General features: G+C 32.1%; 20 protein-coding genes. 2 read left to right on the plus strand and 18 right to left on the minus strand.

All coding sequences use genetic code 11. From position 1 onward, the window contains the following. Nucleotides 1-111: 111 nt before the first annotated feature. Nucleotides 112-771: a Bax inhibitor-1/YccA family protein gene (locus tag MHZ36_RS10875; RefSeq protein WP_239231656.1), complete on the minus strand. Its 660-nt coding sequence runs from the start codon at nucleotides 769-771 to the stop codon at nucleotides 112-114. A 479-nt stretch (nucleotides 772-1,250) separates the two neighbouring features. On the opposite strand from MHZ36_RS10875, the gene MHZ36_RS10880 reads away from it, so the two are divergent. Beyond that, complete coding sequence (locus tag MHZ36_RS10880) at nucleotides 1,251-2,066, plus strand: LysM peptidoglycan-binding domain-containing protein (RefSeq protein ID WP_239231657.1); 816 nt, start codon at nucleotides 1,251-1,253, stop codon at nucleotides 2,064-2,066. Nucleotides 2,067-2,286: 220 nt separating this feature from the next. Here the strand turns inward: MHZ36_RS10880 and MHZ36_RS10885 are convergent, their stop codons facing one another. The 5 genes from MHZ36_RS10885 to MHZ36_RS10905 all read right to left on the minus strand — a co-directional run bounded on the left by MHZ36_RS10885 (nucleotide 2,287) and on the right by MHZ36_RS10905 (nucleotide 7,033). Next, complete coding sequence (locus MHZ36_RS10885) at nucleotides 2,287-3,294, minus strand: inorganic phosphate transporter (RefSeq protein WP_239231658.1); 1,008 nt, start codon at nucleotides 3,292-3,294, stop codon at nucleotides 2,287-2,289. 13 nt (nucleotides 3,295-3,307) lie between these two features. Then, nucleotides 3,308-3,925, minus strand: a complete 618-nt coding sequence (locus MHZ36_RS10890; RefSeq protein WP_042738139.1) for a DUF47 domain-containing protein — start codon at nucleotides 3,923-3,925, stop codon at nucleotides 3,308-3,310. A 484-nt stretch (nucleotides 3,926-4,409) separates the two neighbouring features. Continuing rightward, nucleotides 4,410-5,432 (minus strand): sensor histidine kinase, encoded by a 1,023-nt coding sequence (locus MHZ36_RS10895; RefSeq protein WP_239231659.1) that lies wholly within the window; start codon nucleotides 5,430-5,432, stop codon nucleotides 4,410-4,412. After that, a complete protein-coding gene (locus MHZ36_RS10900) occupies nucleotides 5,419-6,099 on the minus strand; it encodes a response regulator (protein WP_239231660.1) in 681 nt (226 codons plus the stop codon). Before MHZ36_RS10900 ends, MHZ36_RS10895 begins: the two co-directional genes overlap by 14 nt. A gap of 16 nt (nucleotides 6,100-6,115) precedes the next feature. Continuing rightward, nucleotides 6,116-7,033, minus strand: a complete 918-nt coding sequence (locus tag MHZ36_RS10905; protein WP_239231661.1) for an NAD-dependent epimerase/dehydratase family protein — start codon at nucleotides 7,031-7,033, stop codon at nucleotides 6,116-6,118. 121 nt (nucleotides 7,034-7,154) lie between these two features. On the opposite strand from MHZ36_RS10905, the gene MHZ36_RS10910 reads away from it, so the two are divergent. Next, the gene (locus MHZ36_RS10910; protein WP_239231662.1) at nucleotides 7,155-7,661 is read left to right on the plus strand and encodes a GNAT family N-acetyltransferase; all 507 of its coding nucleotides are present in this window, start codon (nucleotides 7,155-7,157) and stop codon (nucleotides 7,659-7,661) included. Between the two features lie 405 nt (nucleotides 7,662-8,066). On the opposite strand, the gene MHZ36_RS10915 is transcribed toward MHZ36_RS10910, so the two are convergent. From MHZ36_RS10915 to MHZ36_RS10970, 12 genes are all read right to left on the minus strand, one after another. Then, complete coding sequence (locus MHZ36_RS10915) at nucleotides 8,067-9,098, minus strand: alpha/beta hydrolase (RefSeq protein ID WP_239231663.1); 1,032 nt, start codon at nucleotides 9,096-9,098, stop codon at nucleotides 8,067-8,069. Between the two features lie 149 nt (nucleotides 9,099-9,247). After that, a complete protein-coding gene (locus MHZ36_RS10920; protein WP_239231664.1) occupies nucleotides 9,248-10,315 on the minus strand; it encodes a YkvI family membrane protein in 1,068 nt (355 codons plus the stop codon). Between the two features lie 249 nt (nucleotides 10,316-10,564). Beyond that, nucleotides 10,565-11,065, minus strand: coding sequence for a hypothetical protein (locus MHZ36_RS10925; protein WP_239231665.1), 501 nt, complete (start codon nucleotides 11,063-11,065; stop codon nucleotides 10,565-10,567). Nucleotides 11,066-11,240: 175 nt separating this feature from the next. Next, on the minus strand, nucleotides 11,241-11,600 hold the full coding sequence (dhaM, locus tag MHZ36_RS10930) for a dihydroxyacetone kinase phosphoryl donor subunit DhaM (protein WP_239231666.1): 360 nt from the start codon (nucleotides 11,598-11,600) through the stop codon (nucleotides 11,241-11,243). A gap of 2 nt (nucleotides 11,601-11,602) precedes the next feature. Next, nucleotides 11,603-12,178: a dihydroxyacetone kinase subunit DhaL gene (dhaL, locus tag MHZ36_RS10935; RefSeq protein WP_239231667.1), complete on the minus strand. Its 576-nt coding sequence runs from the start codon at nucleotides 12,176-12,178 to the stop codon at nucleotides 11,603-11,605. Between the two features lie 30 nt (nucleotides 12,179-12,208). Next, a complete protein-coding gene (gene dhaK / locus MHZ36_RS10940; protein WP_239231668.1) occupies nucleotides 12,209-13,174 on the minus strand; it encodes a dihydroxyacetone kinase subunit DhaK in 966 nt (321 codons plus the stop codon). A gap of 181 nt (nucleotides 13,175-13,355) precedes the next feature. Beyond that, nucleotides 13,356-14,372 (minus strand): FecCD family ABC transporter permease, encoded by a 1,017-nt coding sequence (locus tag MHZ36_RS10945; RefSeq protein WP_239231669.1) that lies wholly within the window; start codon nucleotides 14,370-14,372, stop codon nucleotides 13,356-13,358. Beyond that, nucleotides 14,369-15,370 carry a FecCD family ABC transporter permease gene (locus MHZ36_RS10950; RefSeq protein ID WP_239231670.1) on the minus strand — a complete coding sequence of 334 codons (1,002 nt, stop codon included), beginning with the start codon at nucleotides 15,368-15,370 and terminating at the stop codon, nucleotides 14,369-14,371. Before MHZ36_RS10950 ends, MHZ36_RS10945 begins: the two co-directional genes overlap by 4 nt. Nucleotides 15,371-15,380: 10 nt before the next feature. After that, entirely contained in the window at nucleotides 15,381-16,184 is an 804-nt protein-coding gene (locus MHZ36_RS10955) for an ABC transporter ATP-binding protein (RefSeq protein WP_239231671.1), read from the minus strand. A 409-nt stretch (nucleotides 16,185-16,593) separates the two neighbouring features. Next, nucleotides 16,594-17,430, minus strand: coding sequence for a YitT family protein (locus MHZ36_RS10960; protein WP_239231672.1), 837 nt, complete (start codon nucleotides 17,428-17,430; stop codon nucleotides 16,594-16,596). A 511-nt stretch (nucleotides 17,431-17,941) separates the two neighbouring features. Next, nucleotides 17,942-19,171 carry a NupC/NupG family nucleoside CNT transporter gene (locus tag MHZ36_RS10965; RefSeq protein ID WP_239231673.1) on the minus strand — a complete coding sequence of 410 codons (1,230 nt, stop codon included), beginning with the start codon at nucleotides 19,169-19,171 and terminating at the stop codon, nucleotides 17,942-17,944. Between the two features lie 390 nt (nucleotides 19,172-19,561). Continuing rightward, entirely contained in the window at nucleotides 19,562-21,280 is a 1,719-nt protein-coding gene (locus MHZ36_RS10970) for an ABC transporter ATP-binding protein (protein ID WP_239231674.1), read from the minus strand. Between the last annotated feature and the right edge of the window lie 5 nt (nucleotides 21,281-21,285).

Consider the following 21,285-nt stretch of genomic DNA (forward strand, 5'->3'; position numbering starts at 1 on the left):
TACGCCTACTTAATGTAATTATTCAGTTTGTATAAAAAATGCACACTTAAACTTACGCAATAATTTAAGTGTGCTTGAACTACATATTTAAGTGTAAACATTTAAACAGAATTATTTTTTAAATCTATTTGCCAAATTCAGTACATACTTAATTATGTGTAATAAATTAATAAATAAATTAAAACCCATTTCTCTTGGTGAGAATTGCCCTCTTTTCATACGATTAAAATCATATAACGTATAAAGTAAGAATAATAATAGACCTACAACCGTAATGATGGTATGAAAAATGGGGTTATGGATGAACATTCCAATCAAACTTGCCACAATTAATGCTATTAATGTCACAAATAAATATTTACCCATACTTGCAGCATTGCCTATTAAGAAGTAACCAATCAATCCAAATGCAATAAAGGCTGCAATAGCAAGGATTATGTTTTTATAAAAAACTTCTGGTCCTAAATTTTGTAAATAGGCTGTAAATGTAGCATAGGATAATAACCCCACTACAATTGCGTATATATGAGATATGACAATACCATAACGTCTTGCTCGATTAAATAGTACAGTAATAAGGACTAGTGCGAGTAATACGAAAGATAGTGGACGTCTCCATTCTAACGGTAAATATTGACCAAAATAACAACCAATACCAAAGATTATCCAGTAATACACAAAGAATAACCATACCTTGCCATATGCACCTGCCTGTGTCTTTTTCTTAGACTTATGTTGCTGTTTTTTTGTATCTTGTGCTGTTTCAGCCATTAATTTCACTCCTCAATCATATACATCTATGTCACTAATTTAGTCAGAATAAGCTACTCTGCATAACTTTATTTTACTATCTAATAATATAGAAAGAAAATAAATCATTAATTATAATTTTCACTTAAACTCATGTAAGCAAACATGGATGATATTATTTTATTAAATAAATGAATCATTAATAAGTACTCAATATATTCAATACTGCAAATTTAACATTTATATCTTTAAATGAATATTACAATTATGAATATAAAATGCCGTTAAAGCACAATACAATTTGTTTTAAATGCGACTGTAAGGGTATTCAACGATCATAGCCTTTTTTATCTAAAAATGTTAATAATATTACAACTTTATAACAACAGACACAAAGCGTTGGTTTTTTGTTAATATGGAATTTGAATTTAGACAATTACTATAAACTATATGCTCTAATAACTTCGGGACATATATAAGGTATCAGAGGAGGAGTTCTTTTGAAAAAGTTAGCATTTGCAGTAACCGCTGCTTCAGGAGCAGCAGCATTTATCGCTAATCATGACGCTGAAGCATCGACACAGCATACAGTACAGTCGGGTGAGTCACTTTGGACAATTTCACAACAATACGGTGTTTCTGTAGACGAAATTAAGCAAAATAATAACATCAACAATAATATGGTATTTCCGGGACAAGTTATTGAAATTGGTGGAAGTGGATCACAAAGTCAAAATAGTAGCTCCAATACTTCTCAACAAACATCTGGTGGTAATACGCACACTGTTCAATCTGGTGAGTCATTAGATATTATCGCTAGTAAATATGGTGTTTCTGTAGATGAAATCATGTCAGCAAATAACTTAAATAGTTATATTATTCAACCAAACCAAACATTAACTATTCCAGGCGGAACAGGTGTAGGTGGTTCAGGTGGATCAACTACAGGTTCTACTACAACATCAAACACTGGATCAACAGCAAGCGATGCTAATTTATACGACTGGGGCCAATGTACTTGGCACGTATTTAATCGTAGAGCCGAAACTGGACAACCTATCAGTACATACTGGTGGAACGCTGATCACTGGGCAAATAATGCTGCAGCTGATGGATACACAGTAAACAACACACCGAGTGCTGGTTCTATTTTACAAACGTACTCAGGCGCTGTAGGACATGTTGCATATGTTGAACGTGTTAATCCTGATGGAAGTATCTTAATTTCAGAAATGAATTATAATACACCTCCAGGTACAGTTGACTATCGTACTATACCAGCTTCTGAAGTTTCAAGTTACAATTATATACATTAATTTTATAAATCAAAGAAACCGAAATGTCATTTTAAAATCCAAAATGGCAAGTCGGTTTTTTATTTTTATATTTATTAAATTCTATTAATTATAAAACATTCCAGAATTTTTGTATAAAAAAATAATGCAGGTTGAAACAGTTGTAATGTCTCAATCTACATTATAATTTTATATAGTAGCTCATTGAAATGAAAAAGACATTAAATACATCTTATTTCATTTATAAGAAAATATTCATTATATAATAAATGATTGCTGCTACAATCGCTGAAATTGGCAAGGTAATTACCCAAGTGATGATCATACGTTGTGCAGTATTCCATTTAACGCCTTTAATACGGTTTGCTGAACCAACACCTAGGATAGATGATGATACAACGTGTGTTGTTGATAATGGGAAGTGTAATGATGAAGCAACAAATATAGTTAGTGCTGATGACAAATCAGCTGCTGCCCCATTAGCTGGACGAATTTTCATGATATTACCACCAACTGTTTTGATGATTTTCCAACCACCTACTGCAGTACCAAGGCCCATTGCTGTCGCACATGCAACTTTAACCCATAATTGTGGCTCAACACTAGTACCTTGTTGTACATTAGCTACGATAAGAGCTAGTGTGATAATCCCCATTGACTTTTGTGCATCATTAGTCCCATGTGAAAAGGATTGTAATGATGCTGTGAAAATTTGGAAAAATCTAAAGTTTCTATTTGCTTTTGTAAGATTTGCATTTTTAAATACAACTTTAACAATTGAATAAATTATAAAGCCGACTCCAAAAGCAATAACTGGTGATACTAATAAAACGATGATTATTTTTGTAAATCCTTGATAATGTAACACTGCAAATGAACCTTGAGATGCTATTGCTGCACCTGCGATTGATCCGATTAATGCATGTGATGATGAACTTGGAATACCATAGTACCAAGTAATCAAATTCCAAAGAATCGCAGAAATAATCGCCGCTAATACAACGACAAGACCATTTTCTAATTTAAATGGATCGACGATATCTTTTGTTATTGTGCCAGCTACTCCAGTAAAAGTTAATGCACCGATAAAGTTCATAACTGCTGCTAATAAAATCGCAGTTCTAGGAGTTAATGCACGCGTTGAAACAGCAGTAGCAACCGCATTCGCTGTATCATGGAAACCATTGATAAAGTCAAATACGAGTGAAAAAATAACGATAGCTACTGTGATAATCATAATGTATTCCATAAATTAAGACTCCTTAGCTATTTTTCATAATTATAGTTTCAAAATTATTCGCTACTGCCTGGCATTTATCAGCAATTTCTTCCATACTTTCATATATATCTTTCACTTTAATTAATGTGATTGGGTCTGTTTCACTATTAAAGATGTGTTTAATTGATTGACGTAAGATACCATCACAATTTGTTTCAAATTCTTTAATGTTAATAGAGTGTATACGCATGTGTGATAATTTCTTATCTACAAGTAAGCCTACAGCTAATTTCATTTCTGCTACAGCTTTTTGAATATTATCTACAAATTCAGCCATATATTCATCTGTATATTCAATTGAGTACATCTCAAACATTGCTGAAGTTTCTTCCATAGCATCTAAAACATCATCAATTGCGTTACATAAAGAGAGGATATCCTCACGTTCAATTGGTGTAATAAAAGTTTGGTTTAAATCTGAAATCACTTGGTGCATTAATTCGTCACCATGTGACTCATATGTTTTAATATTATCTGAATATGCTTTAAGATCTAAATGTGTATTAAAATCCATCTTTCCAAATTCAATTGCTGCGCGGTCTAAGTTGAATACCATTTCCTCTAGTTGCACCATGAACTTATCTTTTTTCTTGTTTAACATTCAAAAAATCCTCCATTTACAGCGACTGTCACCAATCACCTTCAATAAATTTAAAAAATTTAATATTCCTTCCAGACAAATAATAATGCGAAGATTTACAATAAACTCATTTTTTTGATTTTTCAAATTGTTTTGTAAAATATTTGTAAATGAGTTTTTGCTCTAACAGTTTTAAAAAATCTCACAATTCTTGATTTGTCCTTTAATGAAAATAGCACAAAATTTACAATCCTACAATTAGATTTACAAATTCTTAACATTACATTTTCATTATATTAATAAAGTTGTTCACATCTACACTGTTAGGATTAAAAACTAGTTTATTTTCTAGTCTTTCCAATGTTAAAAATCAGTCATAACCTTGTTACATCAAATATATTTTCATACTTACCTTCACTTTTCAACTATTTATCGATAATTAGATGTCTAATAAATAATAAAAATGTTGAAGTGATATCAGTTAAATAGTCACTTCAACATTGTATTATTGCATGCTTCTTTTTACAATTTCATTTTGATTTGGAAAATTAAATATAACTTCTGTACCGATATTTTCAGTAGATTGCACCTCAACATCGATACCAAGATTTTTCTTAACTGTATTAACTAGATATAAACCAATTCCTGATGAAGTTGTTTCATTACGATGATTTGTAGAAGTAAATCCTTTATCAAAGATTCTAGGCAAATCTTTTTTACTAATCCCTCTACCTTCGTCTTTAATGGATAATTGAATCACCCCATGACTCAGTGTTGATTTCACATAAATTATTCCATTTTCACTATATTTAATAGCATTTGAAAATATTTGTCTTATCATCATTCTGCACCATTTAGTATCTGTATAAACAAAATGTTCATCATTTAAATCTAATTCATATGCAATACCTTTTGACTGGCTTATATGCCGCGTAAGCTGTATTTCTTCAATAATTAAGCGTTTCAATGCGACATATTCGAAATACATATCATTATTCTGTGATTCTAATCGTGTTAAATATAAGTGTTTATCCAACATATCGTTTATCCGAGTCCACTCAAAAAGCAATGCCCTTTTTTTCTCTAAATCTGTTTCCTTTTCAATCATTAGCTTCATCGCGGTAACGGGAGTTTTAATGTCGTGCACAAAATCTGTTAATGACGCTTCAGTAGATTGAATTTTCATTCTTTGTTTTGTAACAATTCCTTTTTGATTAGTGATTTGATTATATAAATAATCAACCATTTTATCTTGAAATGGTGTGTCAGCTAATCCTTTATGCTTTAATTCTTCAGGTTCTATATTATCGTGCAAATGCATATAAAACTTTATCTCTTTTATATATGTAAATATTAAAAATAACGTAGTTAACCCTAAATTCAAAATTAAAATATAGTAAATACTGCCTACACTAATATCATAATCTATATATGCGATACCAAGAAAAATAAGATGCAATAATATTATCCATAATATCCAGTTTATACGCGTCATTAAAAATAAGAAAAACCATTTAAAATGTGCCATGCGCCATGTAACCTTTACCAATTTTAGTTTCTATAGCATCTTTCATTTCAATTTCAGCAAGTTTTTTCCTTAATCGATTAACATTAACTGTAAGCGTATTATCACTTACAAATGCTTCATCATCCCATAGTGCTGTAATAATTGTATCTCTATTCACAATCTGGTCTTGTTTTTTCACCAACATTTCTAAAATAATCATTTCTGTTTTAGACAAATATATAACAGTATCACCTTTACTTATACTATCCTTAGCTAAATCTAATGTAGCCGCTTGCCATTGAATCACTCTTTTTTCATCTTTACTGAATTCATAAACCCTTCTATAAATAGCTTGAATTTTAGCAATTAAAATACTTGTATTAAAAGGTTTTTGAACAAAATCATCTGCCCCCAGTTCCATGCTCATTACTTGATCCATTGGATTATCCCTAGAGGATAAAAATAAAATAGGCGTATTCGATATTTCTCTAATTTTTCGCGTCCAATAAAAACCATCATATTTCGGTAACTTTACATCCATAATTACAATTGCTGGATTTATTTGTTCAAATAAACCAAGTACGTTGCTAAAATCATCTACGCCTCTCACTTGAAAATCCCATTGTTCAAGCTCTCCACTTAACTCATTAAATAAAGTCATATCATCTTCAACTAACAATATATCCACATTAAATCCTCCCAACTTATTTGGTATATTTGATATCTTCACCTGATTGAATGCGGCTATTAAAATGTCGAATACGACATTCAATTTCAAACCCTCTCATCATTAAACTTTGAAATGGTGATTGCAGCATATAATAAATTGGCCACACTAATTTAGGTATATAATCATATAAATGAACCATTACAGTTTGCCTACCAGACAACTGTCGAAATTCAAGTTTACCTTGTTTTCTTACTTTTTCATTCATCAATCTACCACCAATAATGCGCAGTGTTATTAAATCATTATCAGTGATTTCTTTATTCATTACTAAAAGTGGTTTGTGTTCATCCTTTAAATAAATAATATACTTACTTTGTTCAACTTTTGTATGTAATAACGTTCCATTAGTTTCATTTAACCACTTAAAATAATAGGTGACAAGCTGTTCTAGTGTCAACTTCAATGGTTGTTGCATACTTAATGCACTACGTACATCATCATATTTTGAAACTTGTAATTCAACAGCTACATGAGGTCTTGGAACAGTTGTTTCTGTTTTTTCGACTGGTGTACCATATGCAGCTAACCTTTCAATTGTTTCTTTATCAAATCGGCCTCCACTAATATAAATTATTTTATTAATCTTGCGTTTCGCTGCAGCTCTACCAAAGTTATCTGCCGCTAATAAATTCATATCTCGTGCACTCGCTTTTGTTAATTTTGCTGAATGCTTTGTGGGATCTAAATAAAATATCGCTATATTCATATTTTCCATAGCTTCAAGAACGTCACTATAATTAAAAATATCTTTCTTTAACCAAGTGACATCTTTTAGATCTTGCTCTTTCGGATATTTAGATAACGTATACAAATTTGCTTCACTTTTTATCTCTGGTACAAGATTTTTCCCGATGTATCCCGTTGCTCCAGCAAGTAATATATTAGGCTTCATAAAACATACTTCCTTTTTATTAGTTTATTAAAAATTAATATAGTCTAGTAAAATAATGATTTTGATGTTAAATTATATTATGATTAAAAATATGTAAAATTAAAACAAGGAGTGGAGATGAATGGTTCATCAAATCCGAGAAATAAGTATAAAAGATATAGACCCATTTATTAAATTATTAACCACGATTTATGATGAGTCAGATTATCTCATATATAATCCTGGCGAGTATTCTCCTTCTACTACTGATGCCATTTCAAATCTAGAACATTTTATCACTTCACCTTCCAACGCAATTTTTGTTGCCGAAAATAATGGAGAACTCGTAGGATTTGCTACTGTGACGACTGAAGCATACGAACGCGCGCGCCATGAAGCTAAATTCTCTATGGGTGTAATTAGACATTACCGTGAAAAAGGACTAGGTCAATCTTTGATCAATGCTGTTGAAGCATGGTCTTTGAACCATGACATCAGAAGAATTGAAGTGTTAGTAGTGCCCGAAAATGAAACTGCAGTTTCTTTATTCAAATCTGCAAATTATCAAATTGAAGGTGAACTACGTGACAAACTTTATATAGATGGGCGCTTTTATAATAAATATATTTTAGCAAAGCTATTATTATAATCTACCTCTATCCATTTAGAATAAACGTTCCCTAATATGATTGTTAAAACGAAAGCGATTTATTTTAATAAGTAAAACTATATTTCGCTAACTAGAGCCAGGATGGCATTTTTTGTAAAGATTGAACGTATATTGTTTTGCAAAATACTAAATCAATATACGCTGATAGATTATAGCTAAAAATGTCCTCGACATAAATCATATAATAAAGCCCTTAAATGAATTTCAAGCATTCATTTAAGGGCTTTATTTATATATTTTATCCACCTTGCATAACTGTATGCACTAAATAGACAACTTCAAAATTATAGTATTCAACTCAATCGTCATTCTTTTTAACAACTTGTCAATAAAACACATTATAACATTGTATGAATTTATAATATCAAATCTCATAATTCCGATTTAATATGGATTTAATTCTATTCCATTCGGATTTGTATCTTCAGTACGTAATTTCGTTTCCACCCCTGATGAATTAGTATTTCTACTTAAGAATCGTAAAACATCTTTTAAATTTTGTTTTGATTCTGGTTTTTCCATGTGGAACTGATATTGATGTCTTAAATGATGTGAACCGTCATAGAAGAGTTTATCAGCTGGTACTTCTTTAGATTTCAACTTTTTATAAAATGAGATATTTTGACTATAAAATGGATCTGCATCTCCAACGGATAAAAATGTAGGAGGATAATCTTTTGTGACCTGATTGATCGTAGACATCTCACTTATATATTTAAATTGTTGTTCCCAATTACGTTTTCCTGTATAACTCTCCATAAACAGCTGAATACGAGGGAATTCCGTTTCTTTAACTGTTTTCATATCATAAAATCCACCAAAGAAAATAGCCGCTTTAATTTGATCCGGTTTAAACTGTTGTTTGAAATGCATATCTTCTCTCAAAGATTTGTTTGTTTGAATTGCCGCATATTGACTTGATAACTGAGCGCCTGCTGAATCTCCACCAAATACAACTTGGTCAAAATTAATAGGTAGTTGGTGTTGATTATGTTTAATAAACCTAACTGCACGATCAATTTGTTTTAGTTGTGTAGGGTATTTCGAATCAGGTGCTAATGCATAGTTAATATTAACCACAATATATCCTTGTTCTGCAATTTTTGACAAAAGAGGATTCTTATATTGTTTATCTCCAGCGATATATCCTCCACCATGCATCCAAAATATAACAGGAAGTTTGTTGTCATTATCCAATTCTGTAGGTGTTAAAATATCTAAACGACTATTTGGTATACCTTTACTATAAGTAATATTTGTAAAAGCATTAACATTTTTATTATTAATTTGCACTTTTTCTTTCACTTCTTTTGTGTGTTGACGGTCAAATTGCTGTTTCAACAATAATCCAGTAATCACCGCAATCACTATGAAGACAATGATTGTAATTAAAGTCCATTTATGTTTTTTCTTCATCATTACCGTTCCTTTCGGAAGCATTGTATCATAATTGTTATTGTGACAATAGTATTTGCAAATAAAGCAATTGAATTATACAGAAAACCTCAGCTTTCACGCAATTGTAAAGCTGAGGCTTTTTTATACTTTATCCGAATTCAACCAAATTATGCAATGTGCTTTTTATTTTGATTTTTACGTAAATAATATTTAATCAATACCGCAACAACTACAATGAGTCCAATGATACCCATGATTGGATATAAGAAATTGATTAAACTTGTGAAACCTACAAAACTTAACCCAAATGCAATTAGAACCATTAATATGATAAAAATATGATATTTTTTACTGTATGGTTCCGTAAACCTCGCCGCAAATGAGTACATTAAACCTAAAATGGTATTATACATTACAGCTAACATGATGATTGATAATGCAAACCCAATCCAAGGATGGATATCATTTGCTAATGTTAAAGTAGGTATAGATACATTTTTAATTTTTGGATATTCTGCTTGTAACGCAAAGTTAATCAATGCTAATAGTATGGTGTATATTACACCACCAAACAGTGCGCCTGAACCTGCAACCTTTCTTTTTGAAGCATCTCCGCCAATTGCAACGATGGTACTAAAACCTACTGCAAATGCTAGTCCACCATAGTTAATACCAAAGATTATCGCTTTCCAAAAGCTAGCGTCTGGTACCGTGTTATTTACCTTATTAATTGGGATACTACCATTAAACAAATAATATACTGCAATAATAACTACAAAAATAATTAAAAACGGAGTAACTACTCCAAGTGCTCTTACGATTTTATTAAAATCCATCAATAATGTTATATAAATTGCAATGACCATGATTAAAGCCCCAAGCCAAGTTGGAATATCGAAGCTTTCTTTAAACGTTGAACCAGCACCTGCAATCATCGTTACAGAGATACCAAATAAGAAAAATATTAATAGATAATCAATAATTTTACTGAAAATATCACTGAATAAATAGTCTAAAGTAGACTCATGGTTTTGCGCATCAAACGCACTACCAATTTTTGCTACTTGTCTACCAATAAACCCTAAAATTAATCCTGAAAGAATTACACCTATATATGACCATAGACCATAAGATGTAAAGAATTGCATGACTTCTTGACCAGTCGAAAATCCAGCACCAACTACAATGCCGACATATGCAAAACCTATTTTTATAGATTCTTTATTCAACCCCATGTATATTACAACCTCCTAATTGTTTACACATTGAGATATTATACCTTATCAACTATATTTTGCAACACAATAAAAAATATTCTTAAAGTTCCATTCAATATATTTTCAAAAAAACTATTATATCAATTTGTTCGAAATAAATATAAATTATTGAAATTAAAAAACCGAAATACTCAATATACTTTGAGTGTTTCGGTTTTTATTCAAATCTAATAAATAGCTTTTGAACTGACATTTTTCACCCTATTATTAGTGTGCGTCCTTAAATCGATTCAATTCATTGAAATCTACAACAACATTATCCATACGCTTCGCTGTTTCTTTCAGAACGTTACGCGCAACGCTATTGGATGAATCTAACTTAAGAATTTGACGCGCTACATCGAAAGCTTTCTTATCAGAAATGACTGGTTCAGGCACTGCATGTAATAACAACATTTGTAATAAACTTTTTACTTCTTTGCCTTCAGTAAGTTTTATGGATGACTGTGCATGATAAAAAGCTGAATCAAGTGCGCCTTGCAGTTCACTTAGTGGATAAACAAGTAATAAAAAGGCTAAATCATGCAATTCTGCAGTTTCTTCCTCTTTCATCATGTCTAATATGCATGTATAAAACATAACGCTTTCCACTTCATGTGCACTCGAAATATAGGCTTCTTCAAATTCCATAAAATCTGACTGGGACATTAATCGATTTACTGACTCGAACTCGCCGTTTAAGACATGTTTTTGGATTAAACCTTTCATGGCAATGTCCTCCTAATATCCAGATTCCTAATTATAGTTAGCTTTTATTTTATCATATTTCAAATATTAATTCATATAAAAAACAACTGAACTAACCCTATTTTTCACTTGATTATCAGTTTCTATAACTTGCAGTTATTTCATTAGATAATTTACTATCTCTTACCTATTCGAACTAATAATTTTGTTTGATTTCATTTATTGTTTCTTCCAACGAGGCCCCTACTGATAATTTGACTGCTGCAGTAAAACTACCTTCAACTATTGGTGCATCAACTTTTTCAACACGTTGTTCACCTGTATACATTTCTATAGCTAAATCTAAATTCATTTCTGCAGATCCTATATCATAAAAACAAATTGCATCATCGGTTAAAGTATTAATCAGCTCTTGAATATGATCATATGATGTGCCAATATTCCCTTCCGTGCCACCTTGGACGATAACATTAACATCTCCAGCCATTTGTTCAAGTAAGACCTTTATTCCATTTGCAATATCTTCACTGTGACTTACAATAACTATCGATGTCATAATTAATCATCTCCTATCAATGCATTTAAAATATAGACACTACTCTGCGCACCTGGATCTACAAATCCAATTGAATCTTCCTTAAAGTAAGAGGCTCTCCCTTTTGTCGCTTCTATATCTTTTGTTGCATCTGCATATGATTGTAATATTTCTTGATTAAGTTTCTCACCATTTTTCACAGCTTCATGTGCCCTTTCAATCACATCGTACATCGTCTTTTCATTAAGTTCCACTTTACCTCTTTGTGCAATTGCTTCTGAAAATGCGCCTAACAATTCAGCTTTATTATTTTCATTAATTTCATCATCTACTACTTGTGACATCTTCACAAAGCTAAAACCATATAACGGTCCTGAAGCTCCACCAATATTAGACATCAATGTCATACCTGTGGATTTGAACAAGCTTTGCATAGAGCTATCATCTAAATTATCAGGTAATGCCTTAAATCCTCTAACCATATTCACTCCGTGATCACCATCACCTATTGCTCTATCTAATTCTGTAAGTTCATCTTCTTTCTCTTCAAAAATTGTAACTAAATTTAACAATCTAGACTTCATTTCTTTAATATTCATTATATTTCAACCCCTTAAATCAAATTAACATCAATTAAAATAAATACTGTCTGTATGTGCTTTTAAAGCATTATATAAATCATCTTCTGCTGGTACAAAAGTTAATGAAACACCCTGCATATCAAGCGCTGTCATATAGTCGCCGACTAACCAATGCTTAACTGATATATCTTTACCCTTTAAATAGTCAGCTAAATATTTCACTACAATATTCAATTCAGATAACGGTGTAGCACCCATACCATTCACCATAACAATCAGTTGGTCTGCTTGCACTTCTTCTAATAATTCATCACTTAAACGTGCAACAACTTCATCAACAGGTGCTACTTTTTCTCTAGATAACCCTTTTTCACCATGAATACCAACACCAATTTCCATTTCATCCGCTTCTATATCGAAGCCATACTTACCTGTCGTTGGTACCATTGGTGCAGTCATCGCCATACCAATTGACTTAATTGTTGGTAATAAATGTTCCACTCTATCTTTAATATCTTCTAATTTAACACCCTGTTCTGCAAGATATCCAGCATATTTGTGAACTAAAACAGTACCTGCAACGCCTCTTCTCTTATCTTCGTCACGCACTGCAATGTCGTCTTTTACTATGATTGAAGCCACTTTTATATCTTCCATTTCCGCCATCTCTTGTGCCATTTCAAAGTTCATGACATCGCCTGCATAATTTTTAATCACAAGCAAGACACCCTCACCATTATCTACTGCTTTAATGGCACTTAGGATTTTATCTGGTGTTGGAGAAGTGAACACCTCACCACATACAGCTGCATCTAACATGCCTTTTGCAACATATCCTGCATGTGCAGGTTCATGGCCACTACCACCACCTGAAACTATTGCAACACCTTGTTTTTTCTTTGCTTTTCTAACAACGACTGTGTCAGCAATCAACTCTATATTAGTATCCACTTCTAACATTCCATCAAGCATATCAGATAAGAATTGTGTTTTACTCTTAATTAATTTTTTCATTGTAATGGCCTCCTATTCTTAATAACCATATAGCCACTTATAGTATAACTCACACATATTTGTAAACGCTAACATAAATCATTTTAGTATTTATATAAAAATATACTGCAATACTCAGCAATTTAATAAAAAAACTACCACCTGGTACATTACCAAGTAGTAGTCATTATTTAAACAATACTTAAACTGATTTTGTTTTATACATTAAATATAAAAAGTACGGTGCACCAATAATAGCAACAACGATACCAGCTGGCACACCGGTTGGTTGAAGTATCACCTTACCTAAGGTGTCTGAGACAACTAATAACAGTGCACCTATTAAGATTGATATAGGTAAGAATAGTTGATGTCTGGGACCGACAATAGATTTAGCAATATGTGGTCCCATTAGTCCTATAAAACCAATCGCTCCAGCAACAGATACTGCTGCGGATGATAATACAACTGCAATAAGAAGTAAGACAATACGTTCCTTACCAATCTTAACACCAACGCCTTGTGCAATGTGTTGGTGTGTATTCAATAAATTCAATACATTTGATTTAAATAACAAATAAGGAATGAGTATGATGACCCAAGGTAAAAATGCAATAACAAATGTCCACTCATCTCCCCAAATATTACCAGCAAACCACGAAGCAATAAATTCAGATTGATCTTTATCAAATGTGGACATTAAAGTTAGCGATCCGCCACTTAACGCGGCTGCCATACCAACACCGACTAACACCATACTTGCCGGAGATATTCCTTCTCCTTTATTATAACTAAATGAAAATATAATACCGGCAGTTAAGATTCCACCAATCATACTAATAATTGGTAATATATAGACAAAATTTTCGGCATTAACCTGGCCTACTACAATAAATAATGCAATAACAAAACCACTACCTGCATTGATACCAAGTATACCTGGTTCTGCCAAAGGATTTCGCGTTACACTTTGTAATATCGCACCACTCATTGCAAGTGCTGCACCTGCTAAAATGGTTATGATCATTCTTGGCAACCTAAATTCCATTAATATCAAAGTATCTGTATATTCACCTTGACCAAATAATGTTTTGAAAAAAGTGCCTACGGACATTTTATACTCGCCTGAGGTCATACTCCAGGCACATGCGAGTAATATAAGTATGATTAAAACAATCATTGTCACCCATTGTTTATATCTAAGACGTGGATCAATCATGAAAATCGGCCCCCTCTTTTAACTAAATATAAAAAGTAAGGTACACCGATAAAAGAAATAATAGCGCCAACAGGTGCCTCTCCTAACATACGAGCTACTGTATCCGCCACTAACATGAGTAAACCACCAATAATTGCTGTTAAAGGAATCACTCTTGCGTAATCCGTACCAACGAGGTAACGAACAATATGTGGTACCATCAAACCTACAAAAGCAATTTGACCAACCATCGCAACCGCAATACCAGCCAATATCATTGAGAGAACTAACGACACACCACGTGTGACACTTACGTTTTGTCCCAAACCTTTTGCTAAAGTCTCGCCTAAATTTAAAATTGTTAACTGCTTACTCATTGCTATAATAATCGTTAATGCAATAATTATAAACGGTGCAGCCCATACAAGTTGATGCCAAGTTGTACCAGAAACACCACCTGCACTCCAAAATGTCAAACTTTGATTAAGTCGGAATAATAATGCAACCCCCTGACTCAAAGCAGTAAGTAATGCACTGACTGCTGCACCTGCTAAAATAATACGCATTGGATTAAAACCATCACTTCTGGATCTACCAATCATTAAAACGATAAAACCGCCTAACATTGCTCCAAGAAAACCTGCAAACATCATCACTAAAAACGGTGCAGATGGATAAAATGCAAATGTCATCGCTAACATAAATGAAGCTCCTGAATTTAATCCAATCAAACTCGGGTCAGCTAAACCATTTTTAGTTACACCTTGTATTACTGCTCCTGACGTTGCAAGTGCAACGCCAACTAACATCGCTCCAACATCCCTAGGTACCCTAATCTCACTTATAATATTATGTTGCTGATTTTTTTTATCATAATTGAATATTGCATCAAAGATTGTTGAAAGATGAACCTTGGCATCTCCTAATAATATAGAAACAATCAATGCGATAACTAATAAACAAATACTTATTATAAGAATTGCTGTAAAGTTCATCTTGCCTTTTCTATTTGTCGACATAATTTGGCTCCTACACTTGCGAATAGCTCTTTCTACATAAATCATACGTAACTAGCATTGGCTTACCAGTTCTTGGATCTGTACTAATTTCAACATCAATATTGAATACGCGTTCTAAGATTTCTTTTGTTAATACGCTTTCTGTATCCCCATCAGCTATAATATCTCCATCTTTCATTGTAATGAGATGATCTGAAAAACGGACTGCTTGATTAATATCATGTAATACCATAATAATCGTACAACCTTGCTCTTGGTTTAAGCGTGTTATCAATTCTAAGATTTCCAATTGATGAGAAATATCTAGATACGTTGTTGGTTCATCTAAAAAGATAATATCTGTTCTTTGTGCTAACGCCATTGCAATCCAAACTCTTTGTCTTTGGCCACCACTTAAGTCATTAATTGGACGATGTTTAAAATCATAAGTTCCTGTTACTGTCATAGCCCAATCAATTTCTTTTTTATCTTCAGCTGATAAGCGACCAAAACCTTTTTGATGAGGAAAACGACCATATGATACTAATTCTCCAACAGTAAGTCCGTCTGCCACTTCAGGTGATTGAGGTAAAATCGCTATTTTCTTGGCAACATCTTTTGTCGATTGTGCATGTAAACTTTCGCCATCTAGTCTAATCTCTCCATTTTTAATCGGTAAAAGTCTTGATAAGGCTTTAAGTAAAGTCGATTTCCCACAACCATTAGGACCAATAATTGATGTGATTTTCCCATCTGGTATTTCTACATCCAAATTATTCACAATATCATTATCTCCATAACCAATTGTTACTTGTTCTCCATTTAAGCGAGTCATAAGTTCCCTTCTTCCTAAATAATAAGCTTAAATCTCTATCTATTTTAATTTGTTGATTTCAATGTATTCATGCCATTTACGTTAATGATAATCATTATCATACGTGTCATTATATCATTTTTGAATTCTATTGACTATGAAATATTACCAATAAAACATGTTACTTAAGTGGGATTTGACTTACTGTTAAATGCGACGCTAACCTAAATAATCCCATACTTTCAAGGATTATGAATTATCATCTTAAAAAATTATACTCATTTACTATGATATTAAAAGTCATGGAACAAGAAATAATCTATGCTTAAATTATTTCAATGTCTCATTCCGTAAACGATGTTTATCGATATAAAGACAAAGGCTGAGACATTAATGTCTCAGCCTGTTTCAAAATATATATTAAATTTATCTAGTGCTCATCGATTAAGAATCCATTGCCATATACATCACGCACATCGTGAATAACTAAAAACGCATTATTATCAATTTTTTTAATTAATCTTTTGGCTTTTGTTACTTGCGTCTTAGTGATTACTACGTATAATACATCTTTATCTTCTCTTGAAAAATAACCTCTACCGTTCAATATCGTTAAACCTCGGCCAACTTGTTCGTCAATTACTTTAGCAATTTCATCAGGTTTACTAGAAATGATTGTCATTGCTTTTTTAGTATTTAAACCTTCAATAACATAGTCCATTACTTTAGTTCCAATGTATAAAGATATTACAGTAACTAATGCACTTGAAATTGGAATAACAGATAAAGAAATAGCTACTACTATTAAATCAAAAAATAACAATGCATACGGTGTGCTAACATCTAAGTACTTATTAGCAATTCTAGCAAGAATAGTTGTTCCAGCAGTTGTTCCACCAGCAAGCACAATTACACCTATTCCTAATCCAACACAAGTTCCTCCAAAAACAGCATTTACTAATATATTACCTGTTTCAATTTCCCAGCTTTTTGTCAGTTCCAAAAACAGAGATATTAATATCGTAGCTACGATAGTTAAGTACATACTGCGTTTACTTAGGAATTTATAGCCAATCGCGATAAGAATTGCATTCAACACAAAGTTTGTAATACCGGGCGAAATGTGGAAGGCATAATATAATACAATCGCTAATCCGGTTACGCCTCCCTCACCTAAATCAGCAGATATTATAAAGGTATTAACGCCAGCAGCAAATATAAATGAACCGAACACGATTAATATTAAATCCCGCACTGTTTTATTCATCCACATAACCCCCTTTTATTTAGTTCAATCAATTGAATGTTAGCAAATATTCTTTTATATCACAATACTAACTCTAAAAAAAATAATTAAATTAATTACTAGAAACTCTATCATAACAGCTTTTATAAATGTTATTTATTCATAATTTTAAAAATTCTGAATTTTCGATTTACTTATATGCATCTCTTTGCTATAATAATATCTATCTTCTTATTGATAGCCAATAAGAAGCCATCTCCTTTGTGTTGTTTATAGTAACAAACAAAACAAATTTTTGCTCGAGTGTATTAATAGTACCTAGTCCTTACTATTAATATACAATTAATTCATTTCCCGTAAAAGCCAAGTAATGATGAATGTGTCTCCTCACTTCATTCACTTGGCTTTATTTTTTATTTTCAAAATGTTATTTCTGAATTATTTACATTATAAAAAAATAGGCTGATTGAAGATAATCTTCAATCAGCCTATTTTAAAAACAAAGTATTTTCCCATTAATATTAAATAGTGATTACCATGCAAACAATCCTACGAAACCTGCTGTCATTAATGAAACTAAAATTCCCGCTAGTAACATCATTGGAACATATTTCGATACAAAATCAGATGTTTTTTGATCGACAATACCTTTTAAAGTACCGACAATCATACCAATTGTTGAGAAGTTAGCAAATGATATTAAGAACGTTGTAATAACTGCTTTTCTATGTGGTGAGTAAGAATCTATCACATCTTTGATTTGTCCCATTACAACAAATTCATTGGTAACAATTTTCTTAGCCATTTGTTGTGCGACTATCCAAGCCTCATCAAACGGTAAACCTAAGAGTAAAGCGAAAGGATACATCACAGTACCTAGCATTTGATCTAATCCAAAGCTGCCTTTTACTCCAATCCAACCACCGACAATTCCCGTGAATAAGTTTATTAGTCTGTCTAACAAATCAGAAAGTGCAACGAAACTGATTACAAACGCAATAATAATTAAAACTAATTTACCTGCATTTAATACAGAATCTCCTAAAAATGAGAAGAATGGTTGGCGTTCCACTTCATTATTTTTAATGCTATAAATAATATCTTCTTTTTCTTCAACGCTTACTGGGTTTAAGATTGAAGATACAATTATTGCATTGATAATGTTTAATGGAATAGCTGTCAACACGAGTTCTCCTGGAACCATTGTCACATAAGCACCAACTATTGCTCCTGATACAGAACTCATCGACATCATTGCAATGGTTAATACACGTGTTTCATTCATTCTTTTAAGCTGCTCGTTTGAAACAGCTAATGCTTCAGTATTACCTAAGAACATCATCTCTATACCAAAGAATGATTCAAACTTAGGTTGTCGTGTAATTTTAGCTAATACCCAACCAATTGCACCAATCACCTTTGGCAACACGTTAAGGTACATTAAAATATCAAATAATGGTACTACAAGTAAGATTGGAAATAAAGCACTCACTGCCATATCCATTGCACCTGGTTTTACCCAGCTCGCAAATGCAAATCCAGTTCCAGCATGTGCTGAATCAATCATCCATGCTATACCATTAGCTAACCCCTGTACACCTGTTCTTCCCCATGGAAAATAAATAAAGAACCAAGCTAACACTAGGTTAAGCAGAACTAATATTCCAATTGATGTCCATTGTATATTTTTTCTATTTCTAGAAAATAAGACTGCAATTCCTAAGAAAACAAACAATCCAATTATGTTAATAACTAAAAACATAATACACCTACCATTTCAGATTTTAATAAAGAATACAATGCAAACGCTAAGAGCCCTATTTATTATGTAAAAAAATAAAGGTAAACACCTATAGTTTTAATTTGATAAGAACGAAGTCATATCTTGTACAGTAACTATGTGTGTTCACCTTCATTAACCTCATTTATTATCTTATTATCTCTCTAAAGTCGATTTTTAAATAGCTTTTACAATTACATTGTATCCTTATAATTCAAAACAATTATAGCATGTATGTACTTTAGAGAAAATAAGAATTTTATAGTTCGCATTACAATATATTATCAAGAGATGAAATCTGTTAAAATTCGGGTTTTGTTATGAAAACGCATACACTACATGTGTATATTTTGTGTTTTACATACAGCACATTTAATTTGCTAAATTTTGTGTATTTACAAAAGCCTGATATTTTTCGTGGGAATCCATTAATTCTTGATGTGTTCCTTTACCTGTTACTTCTCCGCCATCTAAAAATATAATTTGTTCTGCTTTTTTAATAGTAGACAATCGATGTGCAATGACTACTGTAGTTCTACCTTCCATCAACACTTCCAAAGCTTCTTGAATCTTACGTTCACTTTCACTATCAAGGTTGGCAGTTGCTTCATCTAATAATAATATATCTGGATTCTTCACAAAACTTCTAGCAATATCAATACGTTGACGTTGACCACCTGAAAGTTTTAGACCTCTTTCACCCACCAAAGTGTCATAACCGTCTTCAAACTGTTCAATAAACTCATGGCAGTTTGCCATCTTCGCATAATGTATTAATTCATCATCAGAAACCGTTCTATTTATACCATACAATATATTGTCTCGAATAGTCCCACTCATCAACGAATTCGTTTGCATAACGTATCCAATCTTAGCTCGCCAGTCTGCTAAAGACAAGTCATAAATTGATGTACTGCCATAGGTTATTTCACCCCGTTGTATATCGTACATTCGTTCAATAACGTTAAATATTGTACTTTTACCAGAACCAGAAGGACCTACAAAAGCTGTAACTTTACTATAAGGAATTTCAAATGATACTTCTTTTAATATAGGCTTGATACCATACTGAAATTGTACATTGGTAAATGATAAATTGCCTTCTGGTATATTTGCCTGTTCATTAAATGTAATTACTTCTACTGGCTCTTCCATAATTTCATGAATACGACTACTGGCACCAATTGCTTTTCTATAATCCGTTACTAATGTCGAAAGATTAACTAACGGTGTCGACAACTGTATAACATAAAAAATCATAGCGATGAGCGTCCCAGCTGTGATTGCGCCTGTAGAAATTCTAATTGCTCCAAACCCTAAAATAACCGCAATTGTTAATAACATAATCACACCTGTTATGGGTTGAATAATTGCAGTGATTTTAGCTTGTTTTAAACCTAAAAAATATATTTCTTTTAAATTTTTGTGTGCATTTTTTAATTCTTGATCCTCTGTATTAGAGACTTTTACCAAACGCATCTCTGTTAAGACACGGCCTAACAAACCACTGAAGTTAGCAATTTCTGATTGTGTCTTTTTAGAAATGTTTTGCATGATTTTACCAAGCGGTATCATAATTGCTACAAATATAGGAATGGTAATAAAAGTTAGTAATGTCATCTTCCAATCCATGATAAATAACATGATTAAAGAACCAACAATCGTTAAAACGGATGGTAATAAGTTAGGTAACTTTTGTGATATAAATTCATTTATCACTTTTGTGTCATCAGTTAAACGGCTTATCAATTGTCCACTTTCATTTTGATCAAAAAACGGCATTTTCAAATGTATAATATGTTGCCATAAAAGAGAACGTATTGCATAAATAATCTTTTCACCTATCTTGCTCAACAAATATAAACCAATACCGCTGAGTAATGCATTTAAAATAAATATACCAATAAATGCAATCACGAAGTTCCAGTTGAAGTTCGTAAATGAAAACTTATCAACAAGTTTACCAGTGAAAAATGGTACAACCAGTCCTGTAATACTACCTAAAGATGATATAAACACAGCAACAATGATCAAGCCAACCGGCCATGTTAATTTTCTAAATAAGTAAAATAATGGATTCTCCTGTTTCATTTTTG

Origin of the sequence: Staphylococcus sp. ACRSN (genome assembly GCF_022346615.1) — a bacterium.
Lineage (GTDB): Bacteria > Bacillota > Bacilli > Staphylococcales > Staphylococcaceae > Staphylococcus.

What these genes read in the sequence shown, in the direction of transcription:
- MHZ36_RS10875 (WP_239231656.1), bottom strand. Translation starts at nt 771, where the DNA reads ATGGCTGAAACAGCACAAGATACAAAAAAACAGCAACATAAGTCTAAG.
- MHZ36_RS10885 (WP_239231658.1), bottom strand. Translation starts at nt 3,294, where the DNA reads ATGGAATACATTATGATTATCACAGTAGCTATCGTTATTTTTTCACTC.
- MHZ36_RS10890 (WP_042738139.1), bottom strand. Translation starts at nt 3,925, where the DNA reads ATGTTAAACAAGAAAAAAGATAAGTTCATGGTGCAACTAGAGGAAATG.
- MHZ36_RS10895 (WP_239231659.1), bottom strand. Translation starts at nt 5,432, where the DNA reads ATGGCACATTTTAAATGGTTTTTCTTATTTTTAATGACGCGTATAAAC.
- MHZ36_RS10905 (WP_239231661.1), bottom strand. Translation starts at nt 7,033, where the DNA reads ATGAAGCCTAATATATTACTTGCTGGAGCAACGGGATACATCGGGAAA.
- MHZ36_RS10910 (WP_239231662.1), top strand. Translation starts at nt 7,155, where the DNA reads ATGGTTCATCAAATCCGAGAAATAAGTATAAAAGATATAGACCCATTT.
- MHZ36_RS10915 (WP_239231663.1), bottom strand. Translation starts at nt 9,098, where the DNA reads ATGAAGAAAAAACATAAATGGACTTTAATTACAATCATTGTCTTCATA.
- MHZ36_RS10920 (WP_239231664.1), bottom strand. Translation starts at nt 10,315, where the DNA reads ATGGGGTTGAATAAAGAATCTATAAAAATAGGTTTTGCATATGTCGGC.
- MHZ36_RS10925 (WP_239231665.1), bottom strand. Translation starts at nt 11,065, where the DNA reads ATGAAAGGTTTAATCCAAAAACATGTCTTAAACGGCGAGTTCGAGTCA.
- dhaM (WP_239231666.1), bottom strand. Translation starts at nt 11,600, where the DNA reads ATGACATCGATAGTTATTGTAAGTCACAGTGAAGATATTGCAAATGGA.
- dhaL (WP_239231667.1), bottom strand. Translation starts at nt 12,178, where the DNA reads ATGAATATTAAAGAAATGAAGTCTAGATTGTTAAATTTAGTTACAATT.
- dhaK (WP_239231668.1), bottom strand. Translation starts at nt 13,174, where the DNA reads ATGAAAAAATTAATTAAGAGTAAAACACAATTCTTATCTGATATGCTT.
- MHZ36_RS10945 (WP_239231669.1), bottom strand. Translation starts at nt 14,372, where the DNA reads ATGATTGATCCACGTCTTAGATATAAACAATGGGTGACAATGATTGTT.
- MHZ36_RS10950 (WP_239231670.1), bottom strand. Translation starts at nt 15,370, where the DNA reads ATGTCGACAAATAGAAAAGGCAAGATGAACTTTACAGCAATTCTTATA.
- MHZ36_RS10955 (WP_239231671.1), bottom strand. Translation starts at nt 16,184, where the DNA reads ATGACTCGCTTAAATGGAGAACAAGTAACAATTGGTTATGGAGATAAT.
- MHZ36_RS10960 (WP_239231672.1), bottom strand. Translation starts at nt 17,430, where the DNA reads ATGAATAAAACAGTGCGGGATTTAATATTAATCGTGTTCGGTTCATTT.
- MHZ36_RS10965 (WP_239231673.1), bottom strand. Translation starts at nt 19,171, where the DNA reads ATGTTTTTAGTTATTAACATAATTGGATTGTTTGTTTTCTTAGGAATT.
- MHZ36_RS10970 (WP_239231674.1), bottom strand. Translation starts at nt 21,280, where the DNA reads ATGAAACAGGAGAATCCATTATTTTACTTATTTAGAAAATTAACATGG.